This window comes from Mesorhizobium sp. G2-6-1 (assembly GCF_055809095.1).
Genome location: NZ_CM147896.1, coordinates 3,378,019 through 3,396,411, shown reverse-complemented (window position 1 = coordinate 3,396,411; position 18,393 = coordinate 3,378,019). Strand labels below are relative to the sequence as shown.

Below are 18,393 nucleotides of genomic sequence, written 5' to 3'. Positions count from 1 at the left end.
TCCGACCGTAGAAGTATTTCATAGATCAAACAGAATAAAACCATTTAAAAAGCGTCCCTTAGGGACGCTTTTTCATTTAATGTGGCGCAGCAGTACCTCAGCGGCGAGATCGCCTGCCGAACGCTGTGTTGTCATGCGTTTCCGGACTTCGGCAAACCCGTCTTTTTGCCATGTTCGCAGGCCGCTTTCCACGAACAGGGCCTCCAGTTGTCGGGCGAGATTTTGCGGCCTGACATACTGATCGTAGAATTCGGGGACGACAGGACGGTCAGCGATCAGGTTGGGCAATGATGCCGACCAAACCTTGATAAGTCCCTGTGCCACACGCATGACCGGATCAAGCTTGTAGCATGAAATCATCGGAACGCCGGACAGCGCCAGTTCCAGGGACACCGTACCGGAAGCGATAAGGGCTGCGTCAGCTTTGCCGAAAGCTTGCCATTTTCGCTCATTTTCTAGAATAATTTCGGGTTTTTCATCCCATTTGAGGACAGATTTGCGCACAAATTCGGCAACATGCGGCACACTTGGTAGAAAAATCCGCAATTTATGGCCCCTGCTGCGCAGGATCGACACCGTTTTTCCAAACGGCTCGATCAACCGCCGCACCTCACCCAGACGAGATCCCGGCAGCACAAGCAGCGTCTTGACCCGCTCAGCCGTGAGATCGCGTGCCATCGTCTGCGCCTCCTGAGCACGCAGGACTCCGCCATCCTGGCTCAGTCTGTGGCCGACATAGGTGCCCGGTGGACCATTCAGCCTTTCAAGTTCCTTCGCTTCAAACGGCAGAATACACAAGATGCGATCGACATAAGAGCGCATCGCTTTCGCCCTGCCCGAGCGCCATGCCCACACACTTGGGCAGACATAATGGATGATCGGAATTGACGGGGCGCCAGCGCGCACCTTCTTTGCAACGCGTAACGAAAAGTCCGGGCTATCGATCGTGACAAGGCAATCCGGCTTCTCATTGATGATGGCATCGGCACTCTGGCCAATGCGGCGTATCAAGCGCGGCAGGTCACGTACAATGGCGCTGATGCCCATCAAGGCAACTTCGCTCGCATCGAACAATGAAACCAGCCCAAGCGCCTCCAGATGGCGACCGCCAACGCCAACAAGACGAATTTCGCGGCCCGTAGCGTTCGCGAGTGCACGCACCAGATCGGCACCCAACAAGTCTCCGGATTCTTCACTGGCGATGATTGCGACCCTCAAGGGACCCTTAGCCGTCATGATCTACCCCTTTGGCTGGCAGACCAAGCACGAACAACCCAAGTTCATTTGCCCGCGCTATCATCTGTGGGCCGTCCAGTATCAGCGAGCGTCCCGCTTCCACGGCAATTCCCGCGAGACCGGCACAATAGGCTCCCTCGACCGTTAACGGCCCAACAGACGGCAAATCCGCGCGAACTTCCTGCTGTGGTTTGGCGCATTTGACCAAAACGCCGCGGCGCTTTCCAGCGATGCGACCATGACCGCGCAAGCCTTTCACGCGCTCAAGCAGCCCATCGGTTCCCTCAACGCCTTCCAGCGCGATGGCGCGACCGCCGATGGCTACCGCCGCCTGCCCTATGTCCAGCGCGCCAATCGCTTCTGCGGCTAAACGCGCCGCACGAATGTCGTTCCAGTCAGATTTTTGAGGCGCAGCTTTACTCAATTGTCCTTCGTTTGCCAGAAGATCGGGCACAACTTCATGGGCACCGACAACCTTGATGCCGCGCGCCTCCAACCCATTAACGAGGACTTTCAGCAAGCCGTCATCGCCACGCGTCAAAGCCATCGCTGCAAGACCGGCAATCTTGAAGAAGCCGAGATTGAAGCGCATCGCCATCAATCGAGGTCGTCTCTTGATTTCTCCGGCCAGCACCAGATGGGTTATTGCGTGGCTTTTTAGCACCGTCATCAACGAGCCAAGATCTTCCAACGCCAGCGTCTCATGGTCGAAACGATCCAACCCGGCCCCGGAATCGCATTCACCTTCAACCAAAATGACGAACGGCACCAAACCCTGCCGGGTAACACCTTCGGCCACCGCAATAGGGAGATTGCCACCTCCGGCAACGATACCGATACGCGAACCGGAACCAGTCAATGGATGTAAGTCGGCCTCACGCGTCGTCATCGGCTTCATTGCCGCTGCTGCCTTTGAGCGGCGGCACCGCGTAGTAGCGTTTGCCACGGCTACTCATGAAGTCGATGATTTTCAAGGCCGTTGGCGATTGTGAAAATTCTGCCTTTGCCCGCTCCAGGTTCTCGCCCACAGGAGCAGAACGGTCGAAAATCATGTTGTAGCACTTGCGTAGCAAGTGAATTTCGGCACGCGGCAGGCCCATTCTCTTCAGGCCGATGATGTTTAGCCCGCGAAGTTTGGCCCGGTTGCCAACCGCTATGGCAAAGGGAATGACATCGCCCACGATAGCCGAACACCCGCCGAGGAAGGCGTTGTCACCAACGCGCACGAATTGATGAACAGCCGTCAGGCCGCCGATATTGACGTTATCACCAATCTCGCAATGCCCGCCCAGCGTCGCGCCATTGGCGAACGTAACATTATTCCCGACGATGCAGTCATGGGCAATATGAGCGTAGGCAAGGAAATAGCCATTGCCGCCGACAACGGTCTCACCCCGGCTCGAATCAGTACCGATATGCATGGTCACGCCTTCGCGGATCGTGCAATTGGCGCCAATGACAAGCGTGGTTGGCCCGCCCTTGTGCTTGGTGTTTTGCGGAGGTGCGCCAAGCGTCGCCATCGGAAATACTTTACAGCCTGCGCCAACCGTCGTTGCGCCCAGCACCGAGACATGGCTGACCAGATGCGCATTGTCACCAATGGCCGCATCCGCGTTGACGTAACAAAAAGGGCCGATATTGGCCCCGGTTCCGATCTGGGCTCCCGGTTCAACAACGGCAGACGGATGAATAATGGTCTCGATTTTCATAAGCACCTGATTATCAGTCGTTTTCGACCATCATCGCCGAAATGTCGGCCTCCGCGACCTTTACGCCTTCAACAAGAGCCTCGCAGGCAAATTTGAGAAGATTGCCGCGTTTCTTGATCTTTTTGACATGAATACGCAATTGATCGCCGGGAACAACGGGTTTGCGAAATTTGGCATTGTCGATGGTCAGGAAATACACCAGCGATGGTTTCGAAGCGCCCGCACCTCGAATGCAGATGGCTCCCGCCGTCTGCGCCATCGCTTCAACAATCAGCACACCTGGCATGACCGGCTGGTCGGGGAAATGGCCCTGAAAATGCGGCTCGTTGATGGTGACATTCTTGATGCCAATCGCCAGAATCGTCACCATCTATCTCGATAATCCTGTCGATCATCAGGAACGGATAGCGATGCGGCAACAAACGCATCAACCCGAGTAAATCGACGGTTTCAAGCATGGAGTTGGCCGGGTCAGCCATTCTTCTCCCCCTTGGTATGTTTCGTGAATGCGCGAATTGCCGACAATTCCCGGAAGAAATCGCGCATCGGTTGCGCTGGCAGGCCAGCCCAGCGCTCACCAGCGGGAATGTCGTACATCAAGCCGGACGACGCCGCCACCTGCACACGGTCGCCCACGGTAATATGGTCGGCAATGCCAACGCGCCCGCCCAGCATGACGAAATCGCCCAATGTCACCGAACCCGAAAGGCCGCAATGGCCGGCAATGACACATCCACGCCCAATGCGCACATTATGGGCAATCTGTACCAGATTATCGATCTTGGTCCCCTCGCCGATCATAGTATCGGCCATAGCCCCGCGATCCACGGTCGAATTCGAGCCGATTTCCACATCGTCCTGAATGACGACGCGGCCGATTTGCGGCATGCGCTCCGGCCCCTTGGCACCAGGCACAAACCCGAAGCCGTCCTGCCCTATCCTCGCCCCCGTGAATGGCCACACGATTTCCAATCAGCGCGCACTGAATGGTGACGCCTGGGCCGATATAGCCATCGCGGCCAATCTGGCAGGACGCACCAACCACAGCATTGGGCGCGATCACCGTGCCGCTGCCGATAGCCACATGCGGTCCGATTACCGCACCGGCCTCAACGATGGCACCGTCTTCAATCAGCGCGGTCGCATCGACATGTGCCTGCGGTGAAACGCCTGTCTCGGCAGTCATCGGGCCGGGCGTGGCCGCTGTGGGAAGCAACATCCGCCCCGCCAAGCCAAATGCCTGCTGCGCGCGAGGATTGACCAGAACCGCAACACCCGCTGGCGCATGATCGGCAATATCGGCAGGACAGATCACCGCAGCCGCGCGGAGCAGCGGCATCAGCGCGACATTACGCTTGCCGTCGATGAAAACGAGCGCCCCCTCGCCACCTTCTGTGGCCGAGGCGATGGTTGAAATGGGCACATCGGCATAAGCGGGATTGGTCAGCGTCGAACCAGTCAGATTCGCGACCTCGTCCGCCGTAAACCGGCGTGAAGGCACAAAAAACACCGGATCGGTCATTCCAGAGTATTATCCAGCTGGATCGGATCACAACATTCCGGGCCAAGCGCGGCCCGGATGTGTCTTCAACCACGCTTTAGAAGCGGGTCGAGATACCGAAATTGAATTCCTGTACGTCGTCTGTCGCTTCCTTGAGAACCGGCACGGCATAGTCGATGCGCAGCGGTCCGAACGGCGATGCCCACATCAGGCCGACACCAACCGACGCACGCCACTGCATGCTCGATGAGCCGATTGTAATCGGCGTGGTCGTCTGAGCTTTGTTGCCATAAAGTGTGGCTGCATCAGCAAATACCGCGCCACGCAACCCCAAGCTTTCAGGTATAATCGGCATCGGGAATTGCGCTTCGGCGGAGGCGTTGAAATAGGTCGTGCCGCCGAGATGATCGCCAGTTACAGAGTCAACTGGACCGATGCCACCATAGTCAAAACCGCGGATCATGCGGTCATTGCTCTGGAAGTGATCGAACACGCGCAGTCCATTGCCACCGTAACTCTGGACATGACCAGCACCGGCCGAAACAAGACCGACAATGTCCAGTTCCTCGGACAGGGTTTCGTACACCGAACCGCGTGCCGTGAACTTCACAAACTTCGCATCGCCGCCAAGACCGGCAACTTCCGTGCCGAAATTGGCATAGATGCCATAATGCGGGTTCTTCATGTCGTCGATGGTGTTGTAGATCACGTTGCCGCTGACAGACGATTTAAGCCAAGGACTAGTGACGACACCATCAATGATAGCTTGCGAGATATTGCAACTGGCAAGGGGACCGCCCGCTGCATTCACACAACCATCCGCATAGGAATATTTCTCCTGCGAAATATTATAGGCCAGCTGCGTTGTGATGTTTTCTGTGATTGGCAGGCCGAAACGGACGGTTGCGCCCAACGATTCGCTGTCATATTTGTCATATTGGCGCGTGGATTTGAACACGTCGAATCCCGCTGCAATGCGGCGTCCGAGGAAATATGGCTCAGTGAACGAGATGCCAAAGTCACGCGAATTCTTGCCACCCCCGGCAGACAACCGGATGAACTGGCCGCGTCCGAGGAAATTGCGCTCGGTGATAGAACCTTGAACCGATGGTCCCGGCGATTCGCCACCTGTCGAATAGCCCGCACCGACAGAGAATTCACCCGTCGACTTTTCAACGACGTTGACCACCAGAACAACCTGATCGGGCTCTGAGCCCGGAGCCGTTGAAATGTCGACTTTCTCAAAGTAATCAAGCGCTTCGAGGCGTTTCTTCGCGCGTTGGATCAGCACTTGATTGAAGGCATCGCCTTCACTGACATCAAACTCACGGCGAATCACATAGTCACGCGTACGGCCATTGCCGCGAATTTCGATGCGCTCGACATAAGCCTTGGTGCCCTGATCGACCGTGTAGACCACCGAAATGGTGTGATTCTCGAAGTTGCGATTGCCACGCGGTGTCACCTGCGCAAAGGCATAACCTTGCCCCGCCACTTTCTCCGTCAGGGCAATGATCGTGTCTTCAACATCCTTGGCGTTATAGACGCCGCCGCTGCGGGTCTCGACAGCCGACTGCAAGGAACTACCGTCGATCTCGGGAATGGAACTGTCGACGCTGATATCGCCGAATGTGTAGCGCGCACCCTCGTCGAGCGTGATGGTGACCGTGTACTGGTTGGTTGCATCATCGAGTTCGCCGAACGCCGATACGACCTGGAAATCCGCATAGCCGTGATTGTAATAGAAACGGCGCAGCAGTTCCTCATCCGCCTTCAGCTTGTCTTCACTGAAAACGTCGTCACGAAGTACAAAGGACAAGAAATTCGAGCGCTTGGTCTTGATGATGTCGGAAAGCCTGCGGCTACCATAGGCGCTGTTGCCAACAAAATTGATCGCCGCGATCTTGGTGCGATCACCTTCATTGATATTGAAAACGACATTCACGCGGTTGTCGCCAAGATCCATGATCTGGGTGGTCACGACCGCATCGTCACGTCCGATACGGGCATAGGCATCCTTGACAGCCTGGACATCGGCATCAAGCGTTGCCTGAGAATAAGAACTGCGCGGCTTCAACTGGACCGAACCTGCCAGTTGCGCATCCTTGATCTTCTTGTTGCCCTGGAACAGCACCTGATTGACAATCTGGTACTCAGCCACGGTAACAACGAGAGACGATCCTGACCGATTGATCTGAACGTCGGAAAACAGCCCCGTGCCGAACAGTGCCTTCACCGCCTCGTCAATATCGGCGCTGGAAAACGACTTGCCGGGCTTGATCGTGATGTAGTTGCGAACCGTGTCGGCATCGACGCGCGTATTTCCACGCACCTCCACCCGGCTGACAACAGCAGCCTTGGCCGATGACACGGCGATAAACTGAACGGCGAGCGCGCCCGGTACAACCAGGGCGGCAGACAAAGCCGCCGCAGACGCGGCGCCTAGAAATTTGGATGCTGCCTTCATCGGGCTTTATAACCTTTTCTCGTAGTCCCCACGGCGAGAAAACCGGACGTGCGGTAAATTCCCATACCGTATTAACCGGATTTTTCCATCACGCAAGGTTTCTAGTTAATAAGTATTTACTTCCCCATCGGGCGTGTCTTTAACGTCACGCATATTCCTAGCCATGGTAAACGACATCTCAATATGGCCCTTCCATGACCATATTTTCTTCATGATTTCAGCACCCGAACAGATCGTTCCAAAATACGAAGGCCATAAAGGCCAAAACCAGAATCATTCCTGTCCGATAGACAGCTTCCATCATTCGTTCGGAGACGGGACGCCTGATAACCGCTTCCGCCGCGTAAAACATCAGATGTCCACCATCGAGAGGCGGAATAGGCAAGAGATTGAGTATACCGATCCCCACCGAGAGCAATGCGACAAGCTGAACCAGCCATTCAAAACCGAGTTTGGCAGCCTGAGCCGACATGCCCGCGATCTTGACCGGGCCACCCAACTGGCATTTGTCTTCACGCCCCACAGCAAAACGGGTCAGAAACTGGCCGGTGCGTTCGATGATATGGCCCGTTTCCTTGACGGCCGCTGACACCGCCTCCACCGGGCTGTAGGTTATCAGGCGCGGCTGGCCAAGTTCGGCATTGTTGACGACACCGATAATCGCGACCTTGACCTTGTTGCCAAGTGCATCCTCCTGCTCCATCGGCGTTGGCGTCGCGACGACCTGAACCTCCTTGCCATCACGCAGCATCACGAATTCAAGCGCATCGCCGCCATGACCTGTTACGATTCGCTGCACATCGCCAAATGTCTCGACCTTCGTACCGTCGACGCTGACGAATCGATCACCGGGCAGGATACCCGCCATAGCCGCCGGACTGTCGGGCCGAACCGAGGCAACCATCGGCTCCGAGACCTGACGGCCATAGATCGAAAACAGGACGGCAAATACCGCGATTGTCAGCAGGAAATTGAACAGCGGGCCGGCAAATACCGTTGCAGCCCGCTTCCATATCGGCTGCGTATGAAAGGCAATTTTGCGCTCAGCATCGCTCAACGCCGCAGTTTCTTCTGAACCCGACGGGCTCGACGTTGCATTCATGTCACCGACAAATTTCACGTAGCCGCCAAGCGGAATGGCACAAAGCTTCCAGCGCGTGCCGTGGCTATCGTTGAAGCCGACCAATTCGGGACCAAAGCCGATGGAGAAAGCCTTGACGCCAATGCCGCACGCGCGTCCAACAAGATAGTGCCCCATTTCATGCACGAATACGACAACGGTCAGTACGAACAGGAAGGGCACCAGCGTACCAAGCACAAAGCTTTCAGTGCTGAAAAATGCGTGCAGAACTTCGCTCACTATACGTCCTCAATTCCTTTGCCGTGCCGTCAGCACCATGATTTCAGTATCAAACGGGGCTTTTGCGTGGCATTTCCAGGCCGACAGGCATCGTGCTAAGGCTCACAAGGCAAACAGGCCGTGCGCCGGAAAATCGACCGAAGCCGCAATGCAGCCGATGACGTACAGGGCCAGCGCCGCCACCACAAGCCCGTCTACCCGGTCCATAACACCACCATGTCCGGGAATGAGCGCGCTGGAATCCTTGCGTCCGTGACGCCGCTTGACCCATGATTCGAAAAGATCGCCGACTTGCGAGACGAGCGAAAGCACCAGTGCAACCAATGCAAGAAATGCAAGATTGGCCGCACCGGCAAGTGCTGCGACGGCCAACCCTGCGACCACGCCACCGAGCGTACCGCCCAACGCACCGCTTTGCGTCTTGCCCGGCGAAATGGCAGGGGCAAGCTTTGGCCCGCCAACCGCACGTCCAACGAAATAGGCGAAAATATCGGTCGCCCATACGACTGCAAACAGGAAAAGAATAGCGACAAGCCCCGCATGATCGCCACCGCGCAGGAAAGCGAGCGCGAAACCCGATAACGTCGCATAGGCCAGACCGCAGGCATCCCACTGCCCTGCTCCGCGGATTGCAGACAGCCCAGCAACAACAATCACGCTGGCCACGATCAGGAGCAAAAGGATTTTAGCCGACAGACCACTCACCAATGCCACTATGAAGGCCAGCACCAGCAATTCGGGAAGAAGACCGATGCCTTTTGCGACCGATGGCCGCGCCATGCGTGTCCATTCGTAGAAAACGGTGCCGGTGATCAGCGCAACCAGCATGCGAAACGGCACGCCGCCCAGCCATGTCAGTACAAGTACGACACTTGCCAAAACGAGCGCCGAGATGATTCGAAGTTGAAGGTTGCTCATCGCAGAGCCGTTCATGAAACGGCTTCTCGGGTAACCACGCCACCGAAACGGCGGTCGCGCCCGGCAAAATCACGCAGCGCATCGGCAAAGTGATCGCGGCTGAAATCGGGCCAGAAGCACGGCAGAAAAACCAGTTCGCTATAGGCCGCCTGCCACAGGAGATAATTTGAAAGCCGAAGTTCCCCACTGGTACGAATGATCAGTTCGGGGTCAGGGATACCAGTCGTATCAAGCGAATCGGCAAACAGATCGGTGGTGATCTCGTCCACAGCGATCTCGCCCTTTACCACTGCGTTCGCCAATTTGCGCGCTGTACGCACGATTTCATCGCGCCCGCCATAATTGAACGCGATAATCAGGGTCAAAGCTTCATTGTGCGCAGTCAGCGTCTCCGCTTCGTCCAGCAAGCCCCTGATATCCGGCTGAAGGCCATCCTTGTCACCAATGACCCTGACCCGCACGCCACTTTGATGCAATTCGGCAAGATCGCGGCGAATGAAAAGCTTCAACAACCCCATGAGGTCGCTGACCTCGGATTTCGGGCGCGACCAGTTTTCGGACGAAAACGCATAGACCGTCAAAAAGGAAATGCCGAATTCCGGCGCGGCTCGAACCGTATCGCGCAACGCTTCGACACCGGCGCGGTGGCCAGCCACACGCGGCAAGCCACGCGCCTTGGCCCAGCGTCCATTCCCGTCCATAATGATCGCGACATGCGCCGGGCTTGTCATAGTCTCGCTTCCAGCCGACAGATCAGGCCATCCCTAAACCTGCATGATTTCTGTTTCCTTATCAGCAAGCAAGCTGTCGATATTACCGATCATTTCATCCGTCAATTTCTGAACCTGGTCGGATCGCTTGTGCTGATCGTCTTCGCTGATCTCGCCATCCTTCTCGATTTTCTTCAAGTGATCCATACCGTCACGGCGAACATGTCGAATGGCAACACGTGCATTTTCCGCATATCCGTGGGAAATCTTGACCAATTCCTTGCGTCGCTGCTCATTGAGTTCAGGAAGCGGAATTCTCAAATTCGTGCCATCGACAATCGGGTTAAATCCCAGATTCGCTTCGCGAATGGCCCGATCGACAGCACTGACCATCGACTTATCCCAAACCGACACGGAAATCATGCGTGGTTCGGGTACTGAGATGGTGGCCACCTGATTGACGGGCATGCCCGAACCATAGGCCTGAACCTGAATGGCATCCAGCAGATTGCTCGAAGCCCGCCCTGTGCGCAACGATGCAAGGTCGGTCTTGAACGCGGTCACAGCCCCGTCCATGCGGCGTTTCAAATCATCAAAATGGTCGCTCATCTTTATCTCCTCGGATCGGATCGTTCGGACATATTGTCCGCCAACCTGATCATGCCTGTGAGTGGTTCAAACTGAGAACACCGCATTTGACCCGCCTTGCCAGCGGGTCAGACGCTCGATCCGCAACAGGTCAGGCGTCCGCCACAACAGTGCAACGCCCGCCGCCCTTCAGAATTTCACCAAACTCGCCTTTCTCATGTATCGAATAGACGATTATCGGAATGTTGTTTTCACGCGCAAGGGCAATTGCCGCGGTATCCATGATCGCAAGGCCCTTGGTGATAACCTCCTCGTGGCTGATGCGCTCAAAGCGGGTAGCCTTGCTATCCTTTTTCGGGTCCGCCGAATAAACACCATCGACCTGAGTACCTTTGAACAAGGCATCGGCACCAATTTCGGCAGCACGTAGCGCAGCAGCCGAGATCGGTTGTGAAGAACGGATTACCGGTTCCGCCCGCAAAGATCACCACCTTGCCTTCATCCATGTAGGCAGTTGCATGACGCTGGGAAAAGCTCTCGCAAATTTCTGGCATGGCTATGGCGGAAAGCACCACCGCATCGACGCCAATCTTGTTCAGCGATGTGCGCAACGCCAGCGAATTGATCACGGTTGCCAGCATCCCCATATGATCGCCGGTGATCCGGTCACCGCCTTTTGAAGCAACGGCAACACCGCGAAAAATATTGCCGCCGCCAATCACCACGCCAACTTCGACACCGAGTGAACGGGCCTGCGCAATATCGGCAGCGATCCGGTCTACAACCGAAACGTCAATGCCGAAATGCTGCTCGCCCATAAGCGCCTCCCCCGACGCTTTCAGCAAGACACGTCGGTAAAGGGGCTTGGCCGTCATTTAATCCTCAAGAATTCGAGTTGTCGCATGGGTCAAAGCGCAAATTCGCGCAAGACAGTCCAGCGTTTCTTTCTAATGCGCTGACCCGATACACGAAGGGCGTCGCGATGTCACGCGACGCCCTTGTTACAAAATCATGGAAGTATGTGAAACGGAGTTATTTCTTAACCGCAGCCGCGACTTCTGCTGCAAAATCGGACTCTTCCTTCTCGATGCCTTCACCCAGAGCAAAGCGCAGATAGCCCGAGATTTTGGCGGGAGCGCCGATTTCTTTCTCGGCATCTTTCAAGGCTTGCTCGACAGTGACATCCGGATTGATCACGAACGCCTGCTTCAGCAGAATAACTTCCTCGTAGAATTTGCGCATACGCCCTTCGACCATCTTTTCGATGATGTTCTCGGGCTTTCCAGACTGACGTGCCTGATCGGCAAAAATTGCTTTTTCGCGCTCGACCGCCGCCGGATCGAGTTCGTCGGTGTTCAACGCCAGTGGATTGGTCGCCGCGACATGCATCGCAACCTGACGCGCAAACGCCGCCGCCGCTGGTGCATTGCCGGTGGTTTCAATGGCCACCAACACACCAAGCTTACCGAGATTGTCGGCAACCGCATTGTGCACATAGGTCGCGACCGCACCATGTTCGACAACGAGCTTTGCCGAACGCCGGAATCCCAAATTCTCGCCAATCGTGCCGATAGCATCCTTGATCGTGTCCTGAACCGACTTCTCGGAACCGGGATATTTGGACGCTGCAACGACGTCAGTCGTGCCGCCAAAGGCCAATGCAACCTTGGCAATATTGATCACGATCTCCTGGAAGGCAGCGTTGCGCGCCACGAAATCGGTTTCGGAATTCACCTCGACCAAGGCCGCTTCACGCAAACCGGGCTCGACGCCGATCAAACCTTCAGCCGCAGTGCGACCGGCCTTCTTGTCTGCCTTGGAGATACCCTTCTTGCGCAGCCAGTCGACTGCCGCTTCCATGTCACCATTATTTTCGGCAAGGGCTGCCTTGCAATCCATCATGCCCGCGCCGGTCAGGTCGCGTAGCTCTTTGACCTGTGCTGCTGAAATGCTCATTTTTTGCCTCTTTGTTCAAAAAGCGCATACGCACCACCGAAAAACCGGTGATGCGCCGCATCTAGACGTTTAGTGCGCCAGTATAAGGAGAATAGGGAGGCGCAATGGCCTCACCGATTACGCTTTCGGTGCGTCGCTGGCAGGTGCATCAGTGGCCGGCGCATCAGTTGCCGATGCCTCTGTGGCAGGCGCTTCAACAACTGGTGCCTCGGCAATTGTGGGCTCAATCGGTGCTTCGGCGGCAGCGCCGACATCGACACCGGTTGCACCCTGCTGACGAGCAATACCGTCAATCGCCGCCTTGGCGATCAAATCGCAATAAAGCTGGATCGCACGCGCCGCGTCGTCATTGCCAGGAATGGGGAAATCGATCTTGTCCGGATCACAATTCGAATCGATAATCGCAACGACCGGAATGCCAAGGCGCTTGGCTTCAAGGATGGCAATCGCTTCCTTGTTGGTGTCGATGACGAACATCAAATCCGGGGTCGAACCCATATCCTTGATGCCGCCCAGCGCCTTGTCCAGTTTTTCGCGCTCGCGGTCGAGGTTCAGGCGTTCCTTCTTGGTCAATCCTTGCGCATCGCCAGCCAAAAGTTCGTCAAGCTTGCGCAGACGCTGGATCGAATTCGAAATCGTTTTCCAGTTGGTCAACATGCCGCCGAGCCAACGTGAATTGACGTAGTATTGGGCCGAACGCGTGGCCGCATCGGCAACGATATCGGACGCCTGACGCTTGGTGCCGACGAACAATACGCGACCGCCACGTGCGACCGTATCGGAAACCAGTTTCAGCGCCTGATGCAGCAAAGGCACCGTCTGCGACAAGTCGATGATGTGGATGTTGTTACGCGCGCCATAAATGTAAGGCGACATTTTCGGGTTCCAGCGATGTGTCTGGTGGCCGAAGTGGGTACCAGCTTCAAGTAGCTGGCGCATGCTGAAATCAGGCAATGCCATTCTTTAGTTCCTTTCCGGTTGACCTCCACGGACACTTGACGACACATGATAAAACCAGATCGAAGGGCTTACGCCCTGCTGGTCTCACCTTTGCCGCCACCGGAGGTTTCAGCCGGATTTCTCCCGGGCAGACACCAAAGTCCGTGTGTGGAATGAGTGCGCATATAAAGACTTGCGCGCGCAAGCGCAAGCCACCCTGATTTAAGAAGAGCAGAACCTCAGCGCGCCCTTTTCCCGTTGGGTACTTTTACTCTGCGGAAGACGAGAACAATCTCCTCGCGGCTGCATTCGATTGCACCCAAGCGCACGGCACGGTCGCGCTCAAGCCCTGTGATGTCATAGTGCGGCGCAGAGGTCTTGGGCGGCCCCTGATAGGAAGAACGCTTGATGCCAAGAAGCATCGCAAAATGATGCAGCTCTTCCATGTTATCAGCCAGAAGATGGCACCAGCGCCGGCCAGCCCATTTCCAGATTGCCGCATCGACGTAGACAGCCATCACTTCGCAGACGCGACGGCTACTGATTGCAGCCGTTCTTCGAGGCGGGGTCAAACAGCACCAGATTGACCAATTTACCGGACATCGAGAAATCCCCATAGTCCATTGTAAGGTCGCGCGTCACACCATTCTCATGCAGCTTGAAACTTATGCGATACTCCGGCAATTCCTCGCCGCTGCTTTTCTTGGACTCGTCGAAATAGGCAATATCGACGGGCCAGTATTTATCCTTGCCAAGCTTGGCAAGCGCCGGCAATTCGGGATCGTCCTTACTTACCTGTTCAGGCTTTCCGACCACAATCGTTGTCGTCATCACCTTGTTTGCGTCTTCCGACCCGTCAAACAAGGTGGTTTCGTAAAACGTTTCACCCTTCTGCGCCTTGCCGATCAATTCCTCCAGATGCTGAGTGGGGAACTGACTCGCACCGAGTTCGATGGTATTGCGGTCCGGCTTTTCCAAATCAACCGTCAGTCCATTGGCCTTTTTATGAGCAGTCCCCTTGATCTCCTTGTCGAGGTTCTGGTCAACAAATGACTTGGTGACGAAAGAGAACGATTTTCCTTCGCCATCTTCGAAAGAAGTCGTTTGCTGGTCGGTCAACCTTGTCGTCTCAGATGTACTGATCTGTGTAACGAAACGGAATTGCACCGTATAACCATCGCAGGGCGACCCGTTAAACTCGTAGACCATCCGCCCTGTGATGCCTGTAATCCCGGATCGATCCGAAGCCTTGTTGAGTGACAGATCATAGACCGCGCGGTGCGGCTGCAACATTGGCAATGCAACAGCGGGGGTCATGGATAAAAGGAAAGGCAACAGAACAGCAAAACAGGCAAGGCGCGTTGCGCGCATAGAAAGGCTCCGATCATGGCGGTTGAGGCACACCGCAGGTAACAATGGACCAGCTTAAAAAAAGTCGTGGCGTAAGCGAGGCAAAAATAGCATTTTCGAGCGGACCATCACGGCAGCATTTTTCATCAATAAGGAATTACCATGAGTGAAACAATCGAAAAGCGGTTAAGCGATATGGGTATCACGCTACCCGCAGCCGCCGCACCTGCTGCCAATTATGTCCCTTTCGTCAGAAGCGGCAATCTGTTGTTTCCATCCGGGCAGTTGCCGATAAAGGATGGAAAGTTGCATGTCACCGGCCTTGTCGGACGCGACATTGACACCGCAGCCGGTCAGGAGGCGGCCAAATTGTGTGCCATCAACGTGCTGGCACAAGCCAAAGCCGCTCTCGGCGACCTGGAAAAGATTCGCCGGCTGATAAAGATCAACGTCTATGTCGCATCGGCACCCGGCTTTGCCGAGCAGCATCTGGTGGGAAATGGCGCTTCGGACTTTTTTGCCTCTGTCCTGGGCGAACGCGGCAAACATGCCCGTGTCGCGGTCGGCATGGCAGCCCTGCCACTGAACGCTGCGGTCGAAATCGAAGCCATTCTTGAAGTCGATTAGGGCAACGTACAGTCATGTCCACCCTATCCTGGCTGACGGCTCAGCCCATCGCTCACCGTGGTTTCCACGATCTCAACAACGAGGTATGGGAAAACACGCTTTCTGCGTTCTCTGCTGCGGCAGAGCGCGGCTATGCCATCGAGTGCGATGTAAATCTGTCTGCCGATGGGGTGCCGATTGTCATCCATGACAGCGACCTGAAACGATTGACGGGCGAGGATGCATTCATCTGGCAAAGGACGGCGGCAGAGATCGCTGCCCTCAGGATCGGAGGAACAGATGACCATCCGCCAACACTTGAAGAAATGCTCACGCGGATCGATGGACGGGTTCCCATCATCATAGAAGTGAAGGGCACAGCGGGAAGGGATAGCGGCCTTGTTGCCAGTGTCGGAAAGCTGCTTCAGAGTTACACCGGCAAGGCGGCGATCATGTCATTCGATCACTGGCTGATCCGCGACTTCTCCGAGCATGCACCTGGCATTCCTGGTGGGCTCACGGCTTGCGGTAAGCGTGAGCAGGATATCGAGGCGCATTTTGCGATGCTCGCCCATGACATTGCGTTCACGTCATATGCGGCTGGCGACCTGCCAAACCGCTTTGTAAGCTTCGTCCGCGAAAAGCTTGCCATGCCGGTCATCACCTGGACGGTGCGCGATCAACCTGCGATGGACCTCACATTCAAATATGCCGATCAGATGACATTCGAAGGTTTTGAACCGGAAACGAGTGGCATTGCCTGATGCGGCCACCGGCTTGGACTTGCACACCCAAAAGCGGCGCTTAGAGCAGCGGGCGGCTAAATGGGAACATTCTGCCAGAGGGAATTTGTGGCAAGGTCGAGGGGACCGGTGATGGTCGTAGCGGGACTACGGCCGAACCGGAACCCGATGGATTTGACGCAAATTCACCTGGCCTTCGGGTTCCCGAGCGGCGGGAGCCCACTGCGTCGAGGCGCTCGTGAAACAGAATTGATTCCATTTAGTCGTCCGATGCACTAAGTAAAGCACATGGATCAAGGCGATCAGGCGAGTGACGCAGCAACAGCGCAATACGCTGTCCGCATTGCAACCAGCATCAATGCTTTTACGCCTGAAGAATGGGCAAATCTTGGTGAAACAACACGAACGCCGGACGGGAGTTACAACCCTTTCCTGTCGTCCGGTTTCCTGAGCGCGCTTGAAGAATCAGGTTGCGCCACCGCGGAAAGTGGCTGGCAGGGCCATCATCTGCGCCTGGAAAACTCCGACGGAAAATTGCTTGGCGCTATTCCCTGCTATGTGAAATCCCACAGTCAGGGCGAATATGTTTTCGATCATGGTTGGGCCGATGCCTTTGAGCGTGCCGGCGGTCGCTACTATCCAAAATTGCAATGTGCGGTCCCGTTCACACCGGCGACCGGCCCTCGTCTGCTCGTGCCGCGAGATGAGGATACAACCAGTATCAAGACTGCCCTTGCATCAGGATTGAAACTGGTAACCGAAAAACTCGGCGTGTCATCCGCTCACGTTACGTTCATGCCTCAAGCAGATGTCGGCACACTCGAATCGGCTGGATTTTTGCATCGAACAGATCAGCAATTCCATTTCCTGAACGAGAATTTTGCGACTTATGACGATTTTCTCGCCACATTGGCCTCACGCAAACGCAAGGCACTCAAAAGGGAAAGGCGCGAGGCGCTCGCAACGGGCATCACCATCAACTGGTTGACCGGAACAGATCTATGCGAACGCGTCTGGGACGATTTCTACACATTTTACATGGATACCGGCAGCCGCAAATGGGGGCGGCCATATCTTAATCGCCAATTCTTCTCACTGATTGGCGAACGCATGGCAGACGACATCTTACTCGTCATGGCAAAACGCGACGGGCGTTACATCGCCGGAGCCATCAACTTCATAGGTTCGGATGCGCTGTTCGGCCGAAATTGGGGATGCATTGAAGATCACCCCTTCCTGCATTTCGAGGTCTGCTATCATCAGGCCATCGATTTTGCCATTGCGAAGAAATTGAAGGTGGTTGAGGCGGGCGCTCAGGGCGAACACAAATTGGCGCGAGGTTACCGCCCTGTAACCATGCATTCAGCGCATTACATCGCCCATCCCGGCCTCAGACGCGCCATTGCCGACTATCTCCAGCGAGAACGCAGCGAAGTCGCACAGGTAAGCGACTATCTCGAAGATCATATGCCTTTTCGCAAATCTGATCGTTCAGGTGACGCTCAATGACGTTCCCCGCGTGAGATTGGAACCAGAAACGAAAAACATGCCACAAGGAAGAAAATTGCCCCCCAAAGGGCTATATTATCGCCGGATCGCCAAGCCGAGACAATGAAAAACACTGCCGATACGATGAACAGCAACCAGCCTGCCACAACCCATCTCATGCCAATCTCCACCTTGACGCTTCAGTGTCTCATGCCAAACATGCCGCGTCGAATCGATTGCGAGGCACCATGACCACTTACGACACCAACAACATTTTCGCCAAGATACTGCGCGGCGAAATTCCCTCGCACCGTGTGTACGAAGATGATGCAACAGTGGCATTCATGGATGTCATGCCGCAAGGAACCGGCCACACCCTTGTCGTGCCAAAAGCACCGTCACGCAACTTACTCGATGCCGATCCATCGATATTCGCATCCTTGCTGACCACAGTTCAAAAGGTGGCGCGCGCCACCAAGGCGGCATTCGAGGCCGACGGCGTCTCGATCATGCAGTTCAATGAACCTGCTTCCGGTCAAACGGTCTACCATCTGCACGTTCATGTCATTCCACGGTTCGAGGGCGTGCCGCTAAAGCCGCATACTGGTGAAATGGAAAAACCTGAAATTTTGGCAGCGAATGTCGAGAAAATCCGTGCGGCGCTGGCACTTCAAGGCGAAACGCCGTCCAACTAGATTTAGAACGGTTCAGCTTTTGATAGAACCACTAGCCGCACCAACTATTTGCTTTGACGCAATCCCGGTTGGCAAACCGCGGCATATTTTTCCTGGAATTCCCTCACGCACAGCCTGAAACAAAAAG

16 protein-coding genes and 3 pseudogenes are annotated in these 18,393 nt (G+C 55.5%); 4 read left to right on the top strand and 15 right to left on the bottom strand.

The window, feature by feature from the left end:
• Nucleotides 1-72 precede the first annotated feature (72 nt).
• The 15 genes and pseudogenes from lpxB to AC0L7S_RS16305 form a co-directional block, all read right to left on the bottom strand.
• Nucleotides 73-1,236, bottom strand: coding sequence for a lipid-A-disaccharide synthase (gene lpxB / locus AC0L7S_RS16375; protein WP_473471985.1), 1,164 nt, complete (start codon nucleotides 1,234-1,236; stop codon nucleotides 73-75).
• A complete protein-coding gene (locus AC0L7S_RS16370) occupies nucleotides 1,226-2,125 on the bottom strand; it encodes an LpxI family protein (RefSeq protein ID WP_473474332.1) in 900 nt (299 codons plus the stop codon). The genes lpxB and AC0L7S_RS16370 overlap by 11 nt, the downstream gene beginning before the upstream one ends.
• Entirely contained in the window at nucleotides 2,112-2,945 is an 834-nt protein-coding gene (gene lpxA / locus AC0L7S_RS16365; protein WP_473471984.1) for an acyl-ACP--UDP-N-acetylglucosamine O-acyltransferase, read from the bottom strand. The genes AC0L7S_RS16370 and lpxA overlap by 14 nt, the downstream gene beginning before the upstream one ends.
• 13 nt (nucleotides 2,946-2,958) lie before the next feature.
• Nucleotides 2,959-3,424, bottom strand: a pseudogene (fabZ, locus tag AC0L7S_RS16360) (3-hydroxyacyl-ACP dehydratase FabZ).
• Nucleotides 3,417-4,467: pseudogene (gene lpxD / locus AC0L7S_RS16355) on the bottom strand (UDP-3-O-(3-hydroxymyristoyl)glucosamine N-acyltransferase). The pseudogenes fabZ and lpxD overlap by 8 nt, the downstream one beginning before the upstream one ends.
• A 76-nt stretch (nucleotides 4,468-4,543) precedes the next feature.
• Nucleotides 4,544-6,913 carry an outer membrane protein assembly factor BamA gene (gene bamA / locus AC0L7S_RS16350; protein WP_473471983.1) on the bottom strand — a complete coding sequence of 790 codons (2,370 nt, stop codon included), beginning with the start codon at nucleotides 6,911-6,913 and terminating at the stop codon, nucleotides 4,544-4,546.
• 217 nt (nucleotides 6,914-7,130) lie between these two features.
• Nucleotides 7,131-8,273: an RIP metalloprotease RseP gene (rseP, locus tag AC0L7S_RS16345; RefSeq protein ID WP_473471982.1), complete on the bottom strand. Its 1,143-nt coding sequence runs from the start codon at nucleotides 8,271-8,273 to the stop codon at nucleotides 7,131-7,133.
• Between the two features lie 102 nt (nucleotides 8,274-8,375).
• Entirely contained in the window at nucleotides 8,376-9,191 is an 816-nt protein-coding gene (locus AC0L7S_RS16340; protein WP_473474331.1) for a phosphatidate cytidylyltransferase, read from the bottom strand.
• 11 nt (nucleotides 9,192-9,202) lie between these two features.
• Nucleotides 9,203-9,922, bottom strand: a complete 720-nt coding sequence (locus tag AC0L7S_RS16335; RefSeq protein ID WP_473471981.1) for an isoprenyl transferase — start codon at nucleotides 9,920-9,922, stop codon at nucleotides 9,203-9,205.
• 33 nt (nucleotides 9,923-9,955) lie between these two features.
• Nucleotides 9,956-10,510 carry a ribosome recycling factor gene (gene frr, locus AC0L7S_RS16330; RefSeq protein ID WP_473471980.1) on the bottom strand — a complete coding sequence of 185 codons (555 nt, stop codon included), beginning with the start codon at nucleotides 10,508-10,510 and terminating at the stop codon, nucleotides 9,956-9,958.
• Nucleotides 10,511-10,640: 130 nt separating this feature from the next.
• A pseudogene (gene pyrH, locus AC0L7S_RS16325) lies at nucleotides 10,641-11,364 on the bottom strand (UMP kinase).
• Nucleotides 11,365-11,521: 157 nt separating this feature from the next.
• A complete protein-coding gene (gene tsf / locus AC0L7S_RS16320; protein ID WP_473471979.1) occupies nucleotides 11,522-12,445 on the bottom strand; it encodes a translation elongation factor Ts in 924 nt (307 codons plus the stop codon).
• 117 nt (nucleotides 12,446-12,562) lie between these two features.
• Nucleotides 12,563-13,405, bottom strand: coding sequence for a 30S ribosomal protein S2 (gene rpsB / locus AC0L7S_RS16315; protein ID WP_473471978.1), 843 nt, complete (start codon nucleotides 13,403-13,405; stop codon nucleotides 12,563-12,565).
• A 218-nt stretch (nucleotides 13,406-13,623) separates the two neighbouring features.
• Nucleotides 13,624-13,902 carry a DUF4031 domain-containing protein gene (locus AC0L7S_RS16310; protein ID WP_473471977.1) on the bottom strand — a complete coding sequence of 93 codons (279 nt, stop codon included), beginning with the start codon at nucleotides 13,900-13,902 and terminating at the stop codon, nucleotides 13,624-13,626.
• A gap of 19 nt (nucleotides 13,903-13,921) precedes the next feature.
• Nucleotides 13,922-14,755, bottom strand: a complete 834-nt coding sequence (locus tag AC0L7S_RS16305; RefSeq protein WP_473471976.1) for a cell envelope integrity EipB family protein — start codon at nucleotides 14,753-14,755, stop codon at nucleotides 13,922-13,924.
• 141 nt (nucleotides 14,756-14,896) lie between these two features.
• Between AC0L7S_RS16305 and AC0L7S_RS16300 the strand changes: the two genes are divergently transcribed.
• The 4 genes from AC0L7S_RS16300 to AC0L7S_RS16285 all read left to right on the top strand — a co-directional run bounded on the left by AC0L7S_RS16300 (nucleotide 14,897) and on the right by AC0L7S_RS16285 (nucleotide 18,266).
• Entirely contained in the window at nucleotides 14,897-15,361 is a 465-nt protein-coding gene (locus AC0L7S_RS16300) for a RidA family protein (RefSeq protein ID WP_473471975.1), read from the top strand.
• 14 nt (nucleotides 15,362-15,375) lie between these two features.
• The gene (locus AC0L7S_RS16295) at nucleotides 15,376-16,104 is read left to right on the top strand and encodes a glycerophosphodiester phosphodiesterase (RefSeq protein WP_473471974.1); all 729 of its coding nucleotides are present in this window, start codon (nucleotides 15,376-15,378) and stop codon (nucleotides 16,102-16,104) included.
• A 267-nt stretch (nucleotides 16,105-16,371) separates the two neighbouring features.
• Nucleotides 16,372-17,592 (top strand): GNAT family N-acetyltransferase, encoded by a 1,221-nt coding sequence (locus tag AC0L7S_RS16290; protein ID WP_473471972.1) that lies wholly within the window; start codon nucleotides 16,372-16,374, stop codon nucleotides 17,590-17,592.
• A gap of 227 nt (nucleotides 17,593-17,819) precedes the next feature.
• On the top strand, nucleotides 17,820-18,266 hold the full coding sequence (locus AC0L7S_RS16285; protein ID WP_473471971.1) for an HIT family protein: 447 nt from the start codon (nucleotides 17,820-17,822) through the stop codon (nucleotides 18,264-18,266).
• The last annotated feature ends 127 nt before the right edge of the window (nucleotides 18,267-18,393 follow it).